The sequence below is a fragment of the Kitasatospora sp. NPDC096077 genome, assembly GCF_040303245.1.
In the GTDB taxonomy this organism is placed as follows: domain Bacteria; phylum Actinomycetota; class Actinomycetes; order Streptomycetales; family Streptomycetaceae; genus Kitasatospora.
The window spans coordinates 21,248-35,805 of sequence record NZ_JBEOSV010000085.1; the positions used below are offsets into that span (position 1 = coordinate 21,248).

Genomic DNA, 14,558 nt, shown 5'->3' on the forward strand with positions numbered 1-14,558 from the left:
ATGGCCGGATCTTGGTGTGCGTGTTCGATGACGCGCTGACGCTCGTTCACCGGGAGTCCGCATGCGGTCCATGATCCACTGGGAGAGTCCCGCGCATGGATATCCCCAACATGGGCGTGCCGGCCAAGCTCGCCGACCGCATGAGCATGGCCGAGCAGCACGAGTACCTGCGGGCCCGTTTCTCCCGCCGTCGCATGCTGCGCGTCGGCGCCGTGACCGTGGGTGCCGTCGCCGTCGGTGGTGCACTGGGCAGTGTGCCGGCCTTCGCCGCTCCGGCCGGTCCCCAGCTGGTGACCGGTGCCACGACGGCCGGCATCGACGGTTCGCTGGTCGCGCCGATCGGGCGCCACCTCCAGTTCGGCCCCGAGCCGGACACCCAGTTCCGCATCTCCTGGCAGGTCCCGGCGCCGGTCAAGAAGCCGTTCCTGCGCTTCGGCAAGACCCCGTGGGAGCTGAGCCACAAGGTCCAGGCCGAGGTCCGCGCCCTGCACACCCCCGCGCTGACCCCCAACAGCCAGCCGGTGGACCAGTACTACCTGCACGTGGCGCTGGAGGACCTCCACCCCGACACCACCTACTACTACGGCGTCGGCCACGAGGGCTTCGACCCCGCCTCCCAGCAGCAGATCTCCACGCTGCACACCTTCCGCACCGCGCCCTCCCGCGACCACCGCTGGGGCAAGGTGTACGAGCCGTTCACCTTCACCGCCTTCGGCGACCAGGGCGTCAGCGCCCACGCGGCCGGCAACGACAACATCATCAAGGCCCAGAAGCCGGCCTTCCACCTGCACGCCGGCGACATCTGCTACGCCGACCCGGCCGGCTCCGGCACCGACCCGGACAAGTCCGTCTTCAACGCGCGGACCTGGGACGACTTCCTGGTGCAGACCGAGACGGTCGCCGCCGAGATCCCGTGGATGGTCGCGTACGGCAACCACGACATCGAGGCCTGGTACTCGCCGAACGGCTACGGCGGCGAGAACGCCCGCTTCTTCCTGCCGGACAACGGCCCGGACCCGCGCAAGGTCCCCGGCGTCTACACCTTCCGCTACAAGAACGTCGGTGTCATCTCGCTGGACGCCAACGACGTCTCCTACGAGATCCCGGCCAACCTGGGCATCTCGGCGAACAAGCAGACCAAGTGGCTGGAGCGCACCCTCAAGGACCTGCGCAACGACGAGACCGTCGACTTCGTCGTGGTCTTCTTCCACCACTGCGCCTTCTCCACCACCGTCGCGCACGCCTCCGAGGGCGGTGTCCGCGAGGCCTGGGTGCCGCTGTTCGAGAAGTACCGGGTGGACCTGGTCATCAACGGCCACAACCACATCTACGAGCGCACCGACGCGATCCTCGGCAACAAGGTCTCGAAGCAGGTGCCGAGCGGCGCCACCATCGAGCCGGCCAAGGACGGCGTGGTCTACGTGACCGCGGGCGCGGCCGGCCGCAGCCTGTACAAGTTCGACGTGCCGGACACCTACGAGGGGCACGAGAACCACCAGGACGAGGTCAAGACCTACTACTGGAGCAAGGGCAAGGTGAAGACCCCCGAGACCATCCAGTGGTCGCGGGTCCGCTACACCGGCTACTCCTTCATCAAGGTCGACGTCACCCCGGCCCACCTGGGCCAGAAGTCGGTCATGAAGGTCACCGCGCTGGCCGAGAACGGCACGCAGATCGACAACTACACGATCCTGCGCAAGGTCGGCGAGGGCTGGGACTCCGACCACGACGACGACGGTCAGGGCGGCGGCTGGGGCTGGTAGTCCCGCAACGCCCCACGGGCCCCGGCGCTGAACACCCCACGGGCCCCGGCACGTTCAGCGCCGGGGCCCGTACCCGTTCAGCGCCGGGGTCCGTACATGATCACGCCGACCCCGGCCAGGCAGATCAGCGCCCCCAGCAGGTCGTACCGGGTCGGCCGGAAGCCGTCCACGACCACACCCCACAGCAGTGAGCCGGCCACGAACACCCCGCCGTAGGCGGCCAGCACCCGGCCGAAGGCGGCGTCCGGCTGCAGTGCCGCCACGAAGCCGTACGCGCCGAGCGCCACCACGCCCAACCCGGCCAGCCACCACGGCCGTTGCTCCTTCACGCTCTGCCAGACCAGCCAGCAGCCGCCGATCTCGGCGAGCGCGGCGACGGCGAACAGGGCGACGGAGCGGAGCGTGGTCATGGGCCGAGCGTAGGCGCTCAGACCTGCCGGTACGTCGCCAGGAAGCGCCCGATCCGGTTGATCGCCGTCTCCAGGTCGTCGGCGCGCGGCAGGGTGACGAAGCGGAAGTGGTCCGGGCGGGGCCAGTTGAAGCCGGTGCCCTGGACGACGTGGATCTTCTCGCGCAGCAGCAGGTCCAGCACGAAGCGCTCGTCGTCGACGATCCGGTGCACCGCCGGGTCGAGCCGGGCGAAGGCGTACAGCGCGCCCTTGGGCTTGACGCAGCTGACGCCGGGGATCTCGTTGAGCGCCTTGACCGCGATGTCGCGCTGTTCGGTGAGCCGGCCGCCGGGCAGCACCAGGTCGTTGATGGACTGGTGGCCGCCGAGCGCGGCCTGGACGGCGTACTGCGCGGGCACATTGGGGCACAGCCGCATGCCGGAGAGCATGGTCAGGCCCTCCAGGTAGTCGGTGGCGTGCTGCTTGGGGCCGGAGACGACCAGCCAGCCGCTGCGGAAGCCGGCCACCCGGTAGGCCTTGGAGAGGCCGTTGAAGGTGAGGGTGAGCACGTCGTCGGCGAGCGCGGCCAGGCAGTGGTGCTCGGTGCCGTCGTAGAGGATCTTGTCGTAGATCTCGTCGGCCAGCACCATCAGCTGGTGGCGGCGGGCCAGGTCGAGGATCCCCTCCAGCAGCTCCTTCGGGTAGACCGCGCCGGTGGGGTTGTTGGGGTTGATGACCACGATCGCCTTGGTGCGGGCGGTGATCTTGGCGGCGATGTCGTCGAGGTCCGGGTACCACTCGGCCTCCTCGTCGCACAGGTAGTGCACGGCCTTGCCGCCGGCCAGCCGGACCGAGGCCGTCCACAGCGGGTAGTCCGGCATCGGGACGAGCACCTCGTCGCCGTCGTCCACCAGCGCGGTGATCGCCATCTGGATCAGCTCGGAGACGCCGTTGCCGAGGTAGACGTCGTTGACGCCGACGCCCTGCACCCCGCGCTGCTGGTAGTACTGCACCACCGCGCGACGGGCGGGCAGGATGCCGCGCGAGTCGCTGTAGCCGTGCGCCGAGGGCAGGTTGCGGATGATGTCCTGGATGATCTCCTCGGGCGCCTCGAAGCCGAACGGGGCCGGGTTGCCGGTGTTCAGCCGCAGCACGCTGTGCCCGGCCTCCTCCAGGGCGTTGGCCTGGTCGACCACCGGGCCGCGGATCTCGTAGCACACGTCATTCAGCTTGCTGGACTGCCGAAACTCCATCTGCGGCCTCCCGACCGTCACCACCGCTCCGTTGCTTCAGCTTTGTTCTACCAAGTTGGCACTTGGAAAGTCCAACCTCTTGGCTATGCTGATCCACATGTCACGCCGAAGCTACGACCAGTACTGCGCCGTCGCCCGCGCCCTGGACGCGGTGGGGGAACGCTGGAGCCTCCTGATCGTCCGTGAACTCCTGCGCGGCCCGCGCCGCTACACCGACCTGCACGCCGACCTGCCCGGCGTCTCCACCGACATCCTGGCCGCCCGGCTCAAGCAGCTGGAGGGCGAGGGGCTCGCGGAACGGCGACGGCTGGAACGGCCGGCCAACGCGACGGTGTACGAGCTGACCGAGCGCGGACGCGAACTGCGGCCGGTGATCGAGGCCCTGGGCGAGTGGGGGCTGAGCGCCCTGGGCGAGCAGCGGCCCACCGACGCGGTGCGGGAGCACTGGTTCACGGCTTCGGGGGCGACGCTCTGAGCGGGCGTACCGCCTGAGCGGGCGTACCGCCTGAGCGGGCCGGGCCCCCGCCGTACTGGTTGGCAAGTGCACACGTACGATCGTCGGGCCGCTCCCTGAGCCAGCCGGGCGGCGCCGTCCGAGGAGAGCCCTCAGAGGAGAGCGGAGGCCGCCCGTGCCCACCACCAAGCGCAGCTACGCCAGCTACGTCGCCGTCGGGGACTCCTTCACCGAGGGCATGTGCGACGACCTCCTGCCCGACGGCCACTACCGCGGCTGGGCCGACCGGGTCGCCACCGCGCTGGCCGCCGAGGCCAGGGACGATGGGGACGCGGACTTCCGGTACGCCAACCTCGCCGTGCGCGGCAAGCTCATCGGCCAGATCCACGACGAACAGCTCGCCACCGCGGCCGGGATGGGCGCCGAACTCGTCACCCTGGCCGGCGGCCTCAACGACGTGCTGCGCCCCGGCTGCGACATCGACCGGGTCGAGCGGCTGCTCGGCCGCTGCGCCACCGAACTGCGCGCCACCGGCGCCACCGTCGTGCTGTTCACCAGCACCGACCCCACCCGCAGGATGGCGGGCGGCGGCCGGCTGCTGCCCGCCATCCTGCGGATGAAGGCCTTCGTCCAGGAACTCGGGCAGCAGGACGGCATCGCCGTCGTCGACCTCTTCTCCGCGCCCTGCTTCGACGACCGCCGGCTCTGGGCCGAGGACCGCCTCCACCTGTCGCCCGAGGGCCACCGCCGGGTTGCCGAGGGAGTGCTCGAAGCGCTCGGCCGCCCCGCCGCCTCCGACTGGCGCGCCCCGCTGCCCGCCGTCGCCCCGCCCGGCCGGGCCGAGCAGCTGCGCTCCGACGCCCGCTGGCTGGGCACCCACCTCGGCCCGTGGATCGGCCGCCGCCTCACCGGCCGCTCCTCCGGCGACGGCCGCCCGGCCAAGCGGCCGGAGCTGCTGCCGTACCGCTAGGACCTAGCCGAGCCGGCCCGCTCCGGGCTGCTCCGGCTCCAGGACCAGGCTCGCCATCGGGGCGTGGGTGGTCCAGCCGAGTGCGGTGTACAGCGCCCGGCCGTCCTCCGTGCCGACCAGCACGCCGGTGCGGGCGCCCGCCTCGTACGCGCCGGACCGCAGTGCCGCCATCACCACGGAGCCCAGGCCCCGGCGGCGGTGCTCGGGACTGGTGCCGATCTGGTCCGGCACGGCCACCGGGCCGGCCAGGCCCGCCTGGCCCCGGGCGGCGAGGTGCCCGTCCGTGCTGCGGACCAGGGCGCGCAGCACCCCGCCCCTGGTCCAGGTGGTCAGGGTGTAGCCGGCCGGGAGGGCGGGCGGTTCGGGGCTGAGCGGGGCGGTCATCAGGAAGCCCGGCGGGTCCAGCCGCCACTGCGGGCCCAGCCAGGGCCGGACGGTCCCGTCCTCGGCGAACAGCTTCAGCCAGGTGGTCGGCGCGGTGGTCGCCCCGGCGAGCTTGCGGACGTCGTCCTCGGTCGGCTCCGGCAGTACGTGCCGGGCCACCTCCCTGGCCGGTGCGCCGACGTCGATGGTCCAGCCCCAGGGCTGCTCCACCGGGTCGGCGGCGCCCCGGGAGACGGTCCAGCCGCTGATCCACATCCGGACCAGCTCGGTGACGTTCGGCTGAGACATGACCCTGCTCCCCCGCGTGTAATGGTCTCTCATCGATCTCACACCTTACCCGCGCGAGGGGCGGCCTGCCCAGTAATCTTGACGGGTTCGACGCGCCGGGCTGCACCGGCGCCCAGCTGCTGGAAGGACCCCGGACGTGAGCGAGACCGAGTCGCCGCAGAACACCGAGGCGGCCGCGCCGACCCCGCTCCAGTCCGACTGCGGCAGCTGCTTCGGGCTCTGCTGCGTCGCGCTGCCGTTCGCCGCCGGCACCGACTTCGCCGTCGGCAAGGCCGCCGGCACCGCCTGCCGCAACCTGCAGACGGACTTCAGCTGCGGGATCCACGCCCGGCTCCGGGACAGCGGCTTCCATGGCTGCACCGTCTACGACTGCTTCGGCGCCGGCCAGCGGGTCTCCCAGGTGACCTTCGGCGGGGTCAGCTGGCGCGAGGAGCCCGCCAACGGCAAGCCGATGTTCGACGTCTTCCCGATCGTCCGGCAGCTCCACGAACTGCTCCGCTACCTCACCGAGGCGCTCACCTTCGCCCCCGCCGCCGCGGTCCACGCCGAGCTGCGACAGGCCCTGGAGGAGACCGACCGGCTCGCCGCCGGCACCCCCGAGGAGATCCTCGCCGTCGACGTCCCCGCCCACCGCGGGCGGGTCAGCGAGCTCCTGCTGCGGGCCAGCGAACTCGTCCGGGCCGGCGTCCCCCGCCGCCGCGAACACCGCGGTGCCGACTTCTTCGGCGCCCGCCTGCGTGGCGCCGACCTCCGGGGCGCCAACCTGCGCGGCGCCCTCCTGGTCGCCGCCGACCTCTCCGGCGCCGACCTGCGCCTCGCCGACCTCATCGGCGCCGACCTGCGCGACGCCGACCTGACCGGCGCCGACCTCACCACCGCGCTCTTCCTCACCCAGATCCAGCTCAACGCCGCCCGCGGCGACGCCACCACCCGCCTCCCGGCCGCCCTCACCCGCCCCACCCACTGGCCCGAGGCCACCCCGGCCGGCCCCGCCCCGGCCGCGAAGCCCACCCGCCGGGGCAACGGCCCCCGCCCGTCCCGGGGTCGGCGCCGCTAGACCCTGTCCGGAATGCCGAAGTCGGCGGGAGTGCGGTGGAAGGCGGCCTCGATGACGGTGGTCACGTCGGCAGGCGGGACGGCGGCGCGGACCCGGGCCAGCACTGCGGGGAAGCCGGCGTCGTCGACCGCGCCGCAGTACTCCTGGCGTAACGCGTGGATGAGGGTGACGAGTTCGGGGCGCAGGCGCATCCAGGCGCGGACCGTGGCGATCTCCTCCTCGACCTGCTGCATGAACCAGCGCATCACGGCGTAGGGGATCTCGGTGGGCTGCAGCCGGGGGTCGACGCTGATCGTCGGTTCCCGGGCCGGGTCCTCGTCGGGGACGGTCGCGATCAGCAGGGTCCGTCCGTCCGCGACGTCCACCAGCTCCAGGAAGTAGGAGTCGTCGGAGACGCTGTACCCGCTGGTGATCGTGTGCGTCCGGCTGGGGTCGGGAGTGGGCATGGGCCGGATGGTGTCACGTCGACTCCCGTCCGGGCGACGGGAATTCGCGCGACCGGCCGGAGCAGTGCATGACCGAGCCCGCCCGGCGGTGGGGCGCCGGGCGGGCTCGGTGGTGCGGGTCAGCAGCTGTGGGCGCCGTTCGGGCGGCTGGCCGCCACGTACGGCTTGCCGTTGATCTGCCCGACGATGTCGTTCGGGCAGGTCTTGACCCAGGCGACGCCCGCATCGTGGTTCTTGACCTTGGAGTCGCTGCAGTACTCCACGCGGTCCTTGGTCTTGAAGCACTGGAAGCCGGGGTACTTGTCCGCCGCCGTGGCGGTGTTGACGCCGGCGAACAGGCCGGCCGCGGTCAGCAGGGCGACGGGCAGAAGGGTGCGCATCCTCATGGGTGTCTCCCGGTGGTTCGTGTGGATAGTGGGCCGATCCTGACACCGGGGGAGAGGGGCGACAATGGTGGCTGGCATGTTTGCGTCAACCTGAATCGGGGTGAACTCCTTTCCTGGATCGGACGTTGACGATCCGTCATGGACAGAGGCGGCTCAGGCCGTGAGCAGTCGCGCCCGCAGCGCGTCGATCTGGGCGCGGTCGATGCCGAGGGGGCCGGTGAGGTAGCCCTCGACGGAGCCGTGGCGGGCGGCGAGGTCGGCGAGGGCGAGCCGGATGACGGTCTCCGGGGCGCGGCCGTAGCCGGGCCAGCGCAGGGTCCGGCCGGGGTGGGCGGCGTGCCAGTCGGCGACGAGCCGCGGGGTGGCGCGTTCGGTGAGCGCGAAGTCGGCGGCGATGTCGTCCTCGGCGACGCCGAGCAGGGTGAGCAGCAGGGCGGCGATCAGGCCGGTGCGGTCCTTGCCGGAGGCGCAGTGGAAGACCACCGGCGCCTCGGCCCCGGTGATCACGTCCAGGGCCTGGCGGATCTCCTTCACCCCGTCCTCGGCGACCTCGGCGAAGCGGTCGGCGAGGTAGCGCCAGGGGTCGAGCGCGGGGTCGATCTCGGCCTGGTCGTACGGGCGGTGCTCGATCGAGAGGTGGTGGTACTCCAGGCCGTCGAAGTCGGGGACCCGGCCCTTGGCGGCGATCTCCCAGTCGTAGCGCAGGTCGATCACCGTCCGCACGCCGAGGGCGCGGAGCCGCTCCAGGTCGGCGGGGGTGGTGAGCTTGCCGAGCGAGTCGGAGCGGTAGAGCAGGCCCCGGCGGACCGTGCGGCCGTCGGCGGCCGGACAGCCGCCCAGGTCGCGGAAGTTGTGCAGGGCTTCGAACTCGATCTGTTGCGTCGTCATGTGCGGCACTCTAGGCAGTGCTGTCAAGCCCCGCCGTAGCCCCGGGCGAGCAGGTCGAAGGCGCGGTCGGCGTCGGCGACGGCCTCGGGCTGGAGGTCGGCGGCGGTGCGGCCGTCCCGGTCGATCCGGCGCCAGTTGTGCAGGGCGAGGACCCGCTGGGTGGCGGTGACCTGGGCGGCGAGCAGCTGGGCGGTGAGCTCGTGCGGCGGGGCGAGGTCGGGGGCCTCGCGCAGTGCCTCGGCGAGCGACCGCTCGGCCCGGGCCGTGTACGCGCCGACCCGGGCGGCCAGGCTGGGGGTGCCGTACACCAGGGCGGTGAAGGCCAGGACCTGCGGGTGGTCGTTGAGGCCGGTGACCGGGTCGTGCCGGGCGAGGCCGTCCAGGAAGTCCCGGCGCAGGGCGTCGAGGACCGGCTCGCCGTCGGCCCGGCCGCGGACGACGTCCGCCGACTGCTCCTGGTGGTCGGCGAAGCGGTGGACGACCAGGTCCTCCTTGCTGGCGAAGTAGCTGAACAGGGTGGGCTTGGAGACCTCGGCGGCCGCCGCCACGTCGGCCACCGAGACCTGGTCGAAGCCGTGCTCCAGGAAGAGCCCGATGGCCGCCTCGGAGATGGCCCGCCGGGTCCGTTCCTTCTTGAGCTCCCGCAGTCCGGTCATGCGGGCCAGGCTAACAGCGTGATTGACCAGGGCAGGTTCCTGACCCGGTATGAAAATCAGGGGTTCGGCGAGCGGTGGGCGGTCACCTCGATCTCGATCCGCATCCGCTCGTCCGCCAGGCCGCACACCTGCATCGTCGCGGCCGGCCGGATGTCCCCGAAGCAGCGGCGCAGCACCGGCCAGCAGGGCTCGAAGTCGGCGCGCTCGGGCAGCAGGTAGCGCACCCGGACCACGTCGGCGAAGCCGGAGCCGGCCTCGGTCAGCGCGGCCCCGATGTTGCGCAGGCACTGCTCGGCCTGCTCCACCACGTCCTCGGAGATGGTCATGGTGGTGTAGTCGAACCCGGTGGTCCCGGACACGTGCACCCAGTCGCCGTCCACCACGGCGCGGGCGTAGCCGATCCGCTCCTCGAAGGTGGAACCGCTCAGGATGGCGCGCCGCGGTGCGTCGGCCGTCGGGGCTGTCGTCTGCGTCATGCGCCGAACGCTAGGTGGCCTGCGGGGATACGTCCAATACTCGCGGGCCGCCGATCTGATACCCCTAAGCGTATGGAGCGCCCCGAACTGCCCCTGCCGCAACTGCACGCCTTCACCGTCCTCGCCGAGGAACTGCACTTCGGCCGGGCCGCCGCCCGGCTCGGCATCGCCCAGCCGCCGCTGAGCCAGCAGATCCGCCGGCTGGAGGAGAAGGTCGGCCACCCGCTGTTCCGGCGCGAGCCCGGCGGCGTGACCCTGACCCCGGCCGGCGGCGAACTGCTGCCCGCCGCGCGCCGGGCGCTGGCCGACCTCGCGGACGGGCTGGCGGCCGCCCGCGCCGTCGGCGGCGGCGAGGCCGGCCGGCTGCGGATCGGCTTCTCCGCCTCGCTCGCCCTGACCGTCCTGCCCGGGCTGCTGCGCACCTTCCGGGAGCGGCACCCCGGGGTGCGGCTGGACGTGCGGGAGATGACCAGCGCACCGCAGCTGGCCGCCCTGCACGACCGCGGCATCGACGTCGGCCTGCTGCGCGAGCCGCCCGCCGACGAGCCGGGGCTGCGGTTCCGCACGCTGCTCACCGAGCCCTTCGTCGCCGTCCTCCCGGCGGGCCATCCGCTGGCCGCCCAACGGGCCGTCCGGCTCGCGCAGTTGGCGGAGGAGCCGTTCGTCCTGCTGCCCCGGGAGGAGGGGCCGCAGCTGTACGACCGGATCACCGGCCTGTGCGCGGGGGCGGGCTTCACCCCGCGGATCGGGCAGCACGCGGTGGAGTGGCAGACGGTCTGCGCCCTGGTCGGGGCGGGGCTCGGGGTCTCCCTGGCCCCGGCCGGCATCCGGCGGATCCGGCTGCGGGGCGTCGTCTTCCGCCGGATCGAGCCCGGGACGGCCCGCACCCGCTCGGCGCTCGCCTGGCGGGCCGACGACCGCGGCCCGCTGGTGGCGCACCTGCTGGCGGTCGTCGGCGGGGACCTCGACCAGGAGCAGCCCTAGACGCTCCGGTCGGCGAGGACCTCCCGGACGACGTGCCGGGCGTTGGCGGTCAGCGCCGGGTTGGTGTGGCGGTAGTACGGGATGGACACCAGGGCGATGGAGAACGCCCAGGCGCGGCCGCGGGCCCACATGGCGTCGTCGGCGCGCAGGGCGGCGCGGAAGGCGGGACGGGCGGAGGCGGGGAGCAGGTTCCAGGCCGGGATCAGGTCGGCGGTGGGGTCGCCGACGCCCATCAGGGCGAAGTCGATGACGGCGGCGAGCCGGCCGGACCGGTCCAGCAGCAGATTGCCGGGGGTGAGGTCGCCGTGCATCCAGAGCGGCGGGCCGTCGTACTCGGGGAGGCGGAGTGCCTTGTCCCACAGGGCGGTTGCGGCCGCGGTGTCGATCGCGCCGGTGAGCTGGGCGATCGCCGCGCGGGTGGAGCCGTCCCGGGAGGCGAGCGGCACGCTGCGGTGGCCGGCCGGTGCCCCGGCCGGGTTGACGGCGCGCAGGGCGTTGACGAAGGCGGCCAGGTCGCGGGCGAGCGGCCCGGGTGCGGCGAGCACGCCGACCGCCGGGTTGACGCCGTCGAGCCAGCGCAGCACCGACCACTGCCAGGGGTAGCCCGCGGCGGGGCGGCCGACGGCCAGCGGGGCCGGTACGGGCACCGGCAGCCGGGGTGCCAGCCGGGGCAGCCACTGGTGTTCGCGGCGGACGTCCCCGGCGGCCCACTCCACCCGCGGCAGCCGGACGGCGAGTTCGGGCCCGAGCCGGAACATCGCGTTGTCCGTCCCGGCGGACCCGACCGCGGTGACCGGGAGGCCCACCCACTGCGGGAACTGGGCGGAGATCAACCGCCGTACCAGGGCCGCGTCGACGACCGGTTCATCGGGGTGCATCCGGGCGGCAGCGCACATGACCGGCAGCGTACAGCGCAGATCGCCGGGGTTCAGCCGGATTCGCGAACTGCGCACACGTCTTCGATCGCCTCGGCGGCGGCACCAGCGGCACCAGCGGCACCGGCACCGGCACCGGCGTCGGCGGCACCGGCGTCAGCCGATGGTGACCCGCACCCCGATGGTGCCGCCCCGGCCGTACCGCAGCACGTTCCCGGCCAGCGCCACCGCGCACAGCAGCCCGTACTTGCGCCGCAGCAGCCCGCGGTAGCGGGCGGTCCGTCCGGGGTCGAGCACGGCGGTGGCCGGGACCTGCGGTCCGAGCGGGGTGCCGCGGATGTCGCTCGGCCCGACCAGGACGTCCGGTCGGTGCCGCAGCCGCTTGACCTTGCCGGTGCGGGTCACGGTGGTGAAGACCAGGGCGTCGCCGTCCCGGGCGGCCCAGACCGGGGTGGCCACCGGGGTGCCGTTCCTCCGGTGGGTGGTGACCAGCAGGTACTTGGCGGCGGCCAGCCGCTGCAGCTCGGCCGCGGTGTCCAGGGTGTCCATGCCCATCACCGTAGGCAGTCGCAACTGGGCCCGGCTCAAGCATGATTGGGGCCGGGGCCGGTTCGCGCCACGCCCGCCGCCCCGGGTGCGCCGGGGAGGCGTCACCGGTACCTGCCAGAATGCAGGGCGTAGGGCGAAAGCACAGAAGGAGAAGGTGACCGGCTTCGTGACCACGCCAGTCGAACAGGTGGCCCGGCAGGCCCAGCAGGCGATCGAGCGCAGGATCGCCGAGGAACTGGGCGTCCGCGAGGGGCAGGTGAAGGCGGCCGTCGACTTGCTCGACGGCGGCTCGACCGTGCCGTTCGTGGCCCGCTACCGCAAGGAGGTCACCGGCTCGCTGGACGACGCTCAGCTGCGCACGCTGGAGGAGCGGCTGCGCTACCTGCGCGAGCTGGAGGAGCGCCGCTCGGCCGTCCTGGAGTCGATCGAGTCCCAGGGCAAGCTGGACGACGCGCTGCGCGCCCAGGTGCTGGCGGCCGACTCCAAGGCGCGGCTGGAGGACATCTACCTGCCGTTCAAGCCCAAGCGGCGCACCAAGGCGCAGATCGCCCGGGAGGCCGGGCTGGAGCCGCTGGCCGACACCCTGCTCGCCGACCCGGCCCAGGACCCGGCCGCGCTCGCCGTGCAGTACCTCAACGAGTCGGTGGCGGACGGCGCGGCCGCGCTGGAGGGCGCCCGGGCGATCCTGGTGGAGCGCTTCGGCGAGGACGCCGACCTGGTCGGCTCGCTGCGCGAGCGGATGTGGACCCGCGGCCGCCTGGTGGCCACGGTCCGGGACGGCAAGGAGGGCGACGGCGCCAAGTTCGCCGACTACTTCGACTTCGCCGAGCCGTACACCAAGCTCCCCTCGCACCGCATCCTGGCGATGCTGCGCGGCGAGAAGGAGGAGGTGCTGGACCTCGAACTCTCCCCCTACGACGGCGAGTCCGAGGCCGACCTGCCCGGCGAGAGCGACTACGAGCAGCGCATCGCGGCCCGCTTCGGCATCGCCGACCGCGGCCGCCCGGCCGACAAGTGGCTCGGCGACACGGTCCGTTGGGCCTGGCGCACCCGGGTCCTGGTGCGGCTCGGCATCGACCTGCGGTCCCGGCTGCGGGCCGAGGCCGAGGAGGAGGCGGTCCGGGTTTTCGCCGCCAACCTGCGCGACCTGCTGCTCGCCGCCCCGGCCGGCACCCGCGCCACCATGGGCCTGGACCCGGGCTTCCGCACCGGGGTGAAGGTCGCGGTGGTGGACGCCACCGGCAAGGTGGTCGCGTACGAGACGATCTACCCGCACCAGCCCGCCAACAAGTGGGACGCGGCGCTCCACACCCTGGCCGCGCTGGCGAAGAAGCACGACGTCGACCTGGTGGCGATCGGCAACGGCACCGCCTCCCGGGAGACCGACAAGCTCGCCGAGGACCTGCTCAAGCTCCACCCGGAGCTGAAGCTCACCAAGGCGATGGTCAGCGAGGCCGGCGCCTCGGTCTACTCGGCCTCCGCGTTCGCCTCCCATGAGCTGCCGGACCTGGACGTGTCGATCCGCGGCGCGGTGTCCATCGCCCGCCGCCTCCAGGACCCGCTGGCCGAGCTGGTCAAGATCGACCCCAAGTCGATCGGCGTCGGCCAGTACCAGCACGACCTGAGCGAGGTGAAGCTCTCCCGCTCGCTGGACGCCGTGGTCGAGGACTGCGTCAACGCCGTCGGCGTGGACGTCAACACCGCCTCGGCGCCGCTGCTCACCCGGGTCTCCGGGATCACCACCACGCTGGCCGACAACATCGTCGCGCACCGCGACGCCAACGGCCCGTTCCGCACCCGCAAGCAGCTCAAGGACGTCTCCCGGCTCGGCCCCAAGGCCTTCGAGCAGTGCGCGGGCTTCCTGCGGATCCCCGGCGGCGACGACCCGCTGGACGCCTCCAGCGTGCACCCCGAGGCTTACCCGGTGGTGCGCCGCATCCTGGCCACCACGGGCGGGGAGCTGCGCGAGCTGATCGGCAACGGCGAGCGGCTGCGGGCGCTGCGCCCGGCGGACTTCGCGGACGACACCTTCGGCGTCCCGACCGTCACCGACATCCTCGGCGAGCTGGACAAGCCGGGCCGGGACCCGCGTCCGGCCTTCCGCACCGCGACCTTCAAGGAGGGCGTCGACAAGATCGGCGACCTGGAGGTCGGCATGGTGCTGGAGGGCGTGGTCACCAATGTGGCCGCCTTCGGCGCCTTCGTCGACGTGGGCGTCCACCAGGACGGCCTGGTGCACGTCTCGGCGCTGTCCCGGAACTTCGTCAAGGACCCGCGCGAGGTGGTCAAGCCGGGCGACATCGTCAAGGTCCGGGTGCTCACGGTGGACGTGCCGCGCAAGCGGATCGGGCTGACCCTGCGGCTGGACGACGAGGTCGGCGGCGGCCGGGAGCGCGGCGGCGACCGGGGCGACCGGGGCGACCGGGGCGAGCGCGGTGGCGACCGGGGCGGCGAGCGGCAGGCCCGCCCGCCGCGCCAGGAGCGGCGCGGCGGTGACCGCGGCCAGGGCGGTCAGGGCGGTCAGGAGCGGCGCGGCGGAGGCCAGGGTGGCCAGGACCGGCGGGGCGGCGGCTCCGGCGGCAACGCCCCGCTGGCGAACAGCGCCATGGCGGACGCGCTGCGCCGGGCCGGGCTGACCGGCGGCGGCGACGGCCCGAAGGACCGGCGCTCCGGACGGCGCTGAGGCACGGCAGGGGTACGGCCGGGGCCGGTGGACGTGGTCGCGGCCTGTTCGGTCAGG

Annotated in this window: 15 protein-coding genes and 1 pseudogene; 6 read left to right on the plus strand and 10 right to left on the minus strand. The window is 73.2% G+C overall.

Features of this window, described 5'->3' with window-relative positions; all coding sequences use genetic code 11:
* Nucleotides 1-95: 95 nt before the first annotated feature.
* Complete coding sequence (locus ABTZ03_RS39320; protein WP_350518024.1) at nt 96-1,763, plus strand: purple acid phosphatase family protein; 1,668 nt, start codon at nt 96-98, stop codon at nt 1,761-1,763.
* A gap of 77 nt (nt 1,764-1,840) precedes the next feature.
* Here ABTZ03_RS39320 and ABTZ03_RS39325 read toward each other — a convergent pair whose 3' ends face one another.
* Complete coding sequence (locus tag ABTZ03_RS39325; RefSeq protein WP_350518025.1) at nt 1,841-2,173, minus strand: YnfA family protein; 333 nt, start codon at nt 2,171-2,173, stop codon at nt 1,841-1,843.
* Between the two features lie 17 nt (nt 2,174-2,190).
* On the minus strand, nt 2,191-3,405 hold the full coding sequence (locus tag ABTZ03_RS39330) for a pyridoxal phosphate-dependent aminotransferase (RefSeq protein ID WP_350518026.1): 1,215 nt from the start codon (nt 3,403-3,405) through the stop codon (nt 2,191-2,193).
* 97 nt (nt 3,406-3,502) lie between these two features.
* Here ABTZ03_RS39330 and ABTZ03_RS39335 point away from each other — a divergent pair.
* Together ABTZ03_RS39335 and ABTZ03_RS39340 are read left to right on the plus strand one after the other, a co-directional pair.
* Nucleotides 3,503-3,856 (plus strand): annotated as a pseudogene (locus ABTZ03_RS39335) (winged helix-turn-helix transcriptional regulator); the annotation flags it as partial.
* Nucleotides 3,857-4,034: 178 nt separating this feature from the next.
* On the plus strand, nt 4,035-4,829 hold the full coding sequence (locus ABTZ03_RS39340) for an SGNH/GDSL hydrolase family protein (protein WP_350518027.1): 795 nt from the start codon (nt 4,035-4,037) through the stop codon (nt 4,827-4,829).
* 3 nt (nt 4,830-4,832) lie between these two features.
* Here the strand turns inward: ABTZ03_RS39340 and ABTZ03_RS39345 are convergent, their stop codons facing one another.
* A complete protein-coding gene (locus ABTZ03_RS39345) occupies nt 4,833-5,501 on the minus strand; it encodes a GNAT family N-acetyltransferase (protein WP_350518028.1) in 669 nt (222 codons plus the stop codon).
* 136 nt (nt 5,502-5,637) lie between these two features.
* Between ABTZ03_RS39345 and ABTZ03_RS39350 the strand changes: the two genes are divergently transcribed.
* Entirely contained in the window at nt 5,638-6,558 is a 921-nt protein-coding gene (locus tag ABTZ03_RS39350) for a pentapeptide repeat-containing protein (protein WP_350518029.1), read from the plus strand.
* On the opposite strand, the gene ABTZ03_RS39355 is transcribed toward ABTZ03_RS39350, so the two are convergent.
* The 5 genes from ABTZ03_RS39355 to ABTZ03_RS39375 form a co-directional block, all read right to left on the minus strand.
* Nucleotides 6,555-7,004, minus strand: coding sequence for a hypothetical protein (locus tag ABTZ03_RS39355; protein ID WP_350518030.1), 450 nt, complete (start codon nt 7,002-7,004; stop codon nt 6,555-6,557). The genes ABTZ03_RS39350 and ABTZ03_RS39355 overlap by 4 nt on opposite strands.
* 119 nt (nt 7,005-7,123) lie before the next feature.
* On the minus strand, nt 7,124-7,390 hold the full coding sequence (locus tag ABTZ03_RS39360) for a hypothetical protein (protein WP_350518031.1): 267 nt from the start codon (nt 7,388-7,390) through the stop codon (nt 7,124-7,126).
* 153 nt (nt 7,391-7,543) lie between these two features.
* Complete coding sequence (locus ABTZ03_RS39365; RefSeq protein ID WP_350518032.1) at nt 7,544-8,278, minus strand: tyrosine-protein phosphatase; 735 nt, start codon at nt 8,276-8,278, stop codon at nt 7,544-7,546.
* A 23-nt stretch (nt 8,279-8,301) separates the two neighbouring features.
* Entirely contained in the window at nt 8,302-8,934 is a 633-nt protein-coding gene (locus ABTZ03_RS39370; protein WP_502894744.1) for a TetR/AcrR family transcriptional regulator, read from the minus strand.
* Between the two features lie 56 nt (nt 8,935-8,990).
* The gene (locus ABTZ03_RS39375) at nt 8,991-9,410 is read right to left on the minus strand and encodes a RidA family protein (RefSeq protein ID WP_350518033.1); all 420 of its coding nucleotides are present in this window, start codon (nt 9,408-9,410) and stop codon (nt 8,991-8,993) included.
* A gap of 72 nt (nt 9,411-9,482) precedes the next feature.
* Between ABTZ03_RS39375 and ABTZ03_RS39380 the strand changes: the two genes are divergently transcribed.
* Nucleotides 9,483-10,394: a LysR family transcriptional regulator gene (locus ABTZ03_RS39380; RefSeq protein WP_350518034.1), complete on the plus strand. Its 912-nt coding sequence runs from the start codon at nt 9,483-9,485 to the stop codon at nt 10,392-10,394.
* Here the strand turns inward: ABTZ03_RS39380 and ABTZ03_RS39385 are convergent.
* The gene (locus tag ABTZ03_RS39385; protein ID WP_350518035.1) at nt 10,391-11,290 is read right to left on the minus strand and encodes an aminoglycoside phosphotransferase family protein; all 900 of its coding nucleotides are present in this window, start codon (nt 11,288-11,290) and stop codon (nt 10,391-10,393) included. The genes ABTZ03_RS39380 and ABTZ03_RS39385 overlap by 4 nt on opposite strands.
* A 135-nt stretch (nt 11,291-11,425) precedes the next feature.
* Nucleotides 11,426-11,818, minus strand: a complete 393-nt coding sequence (locus ABTZ03_RS39390) for a PPOX class F420-dependent oxidoreductase (RefSeq protein WP_350518036.1) — start codon at nt 11,816-11,818, stop codon at nt 11,426-11,428.
* A gap of 166 nt (nt 11,819-11,984) precedes the next feature.
* Here ABTZ03_RS39390 and ABTZ03_RS39395 point away from each other — a divergent pair, with 166 nt between their 5' ends.
* On the plus strand, nt 11,985-14,501 hold the full coding sequence (locus tag ABTZ03_RS39395) for a Tex family protein (RefSeq protein WP_350518037.1): 2,517 nt from the start codon (nt 11,985-11,987) through the stop codon (nt 14,499-14,501).
* Nucleotides 14,502-14,558 lie beyond the last annotated feature (57 nt).

Excerpts from the sequence above, each read along its gene's own strand:
- ABTZ03_RS39360 (WP_350518031.1), bottom strand. The coding sequence starts at position 7,390 with ATGAGGATGCGCACCCTTCTGCCCGTCGCCCTGCTGACCGCGGCCGGC.
- ABTZ03_RS39375 (WP_350518033.1), bottom strand. The coding sequence starts at position 9,410 with ATGACGCAGACGACAGCCCCGACGGCCGACGCACCGCGGCGCGCCATC.
- ABTZ03_RS39385 (WP_350518035.1), bottom strand. The coding sequence starts at position 11,290 with ATGTGCGCTGCCGCCCGGATGCACCCCGATGAACCGGTCGTCGACGCG.
- ABTZ03_RS39355 (WP_350518030.1), bottom strand. The coding sequence starts at position 7,004 with ATGCCCACTCCCGACCCCAGCCGGACGCACACGATCACCAGCGGGTAC.
- ABTZ03_RS39345 (WP_350518028.1), bottom strand. The coding sequence starts at position 5,501 with ATGTCTCAGCCGAACGTCACCGAGCTGGTCCGGATGTGGATCAGCGGC.
- ABTZ03_RS39365 (WP_350518032.1), bottom strand. The coding sequence starts at position 8,278 with ATGACGACGCAACAGATCGAGTTCGAAGCCCTGCACAACTTCCGCGAC.
- ABTZ03_RS39325 (WP_350518025.1), bottom strand. The coding sequence starts at position 2,173 with ATGACCACGCTCCGCTCCGTCGCCCTGTTCGCCGTCGCCGCGCTCGCC.
- ABTZ03_RS39370 (WP_502894744.1), bottom strand. The coding sequence starts at position 8,934 with ATGACCGGACTGCGGGAGCTCAAGAAGGAACGGACCCGGCGGGCCATC.
- ABTZ03_RS39390 (WP_350518036.1), bottom strand. The coding sequence starts at position 11,818 with ATGGACACCCTGGACACCGCGGCCGAGCTGCAGCGGCTGGCCGCCGCC.
- ABTZ03_RS39380 (WP_350518034.1), top strand. The coding sequence starts at position 9,483 with ATGGAGCGCCCCGAACTGCCCCTGCCGCAACTGCACGCCTTCACCGTC.
- ABTZ03_RS39330 (WP_350518026.1), bottom strand. The coding sequence starts at position 3,405 with ATGGAGTTTCGGCAGTCCAGCAAGCTGAATGACGTGTGCTACGAGATC.
- ABTZ03_RS39320 (WP_350518024.1), top strand. The coding sequence starts at position 96 with ATGGATATCCCCAACATGGGCGTGCCGGCCAAGCTCGCCGACCGCATG.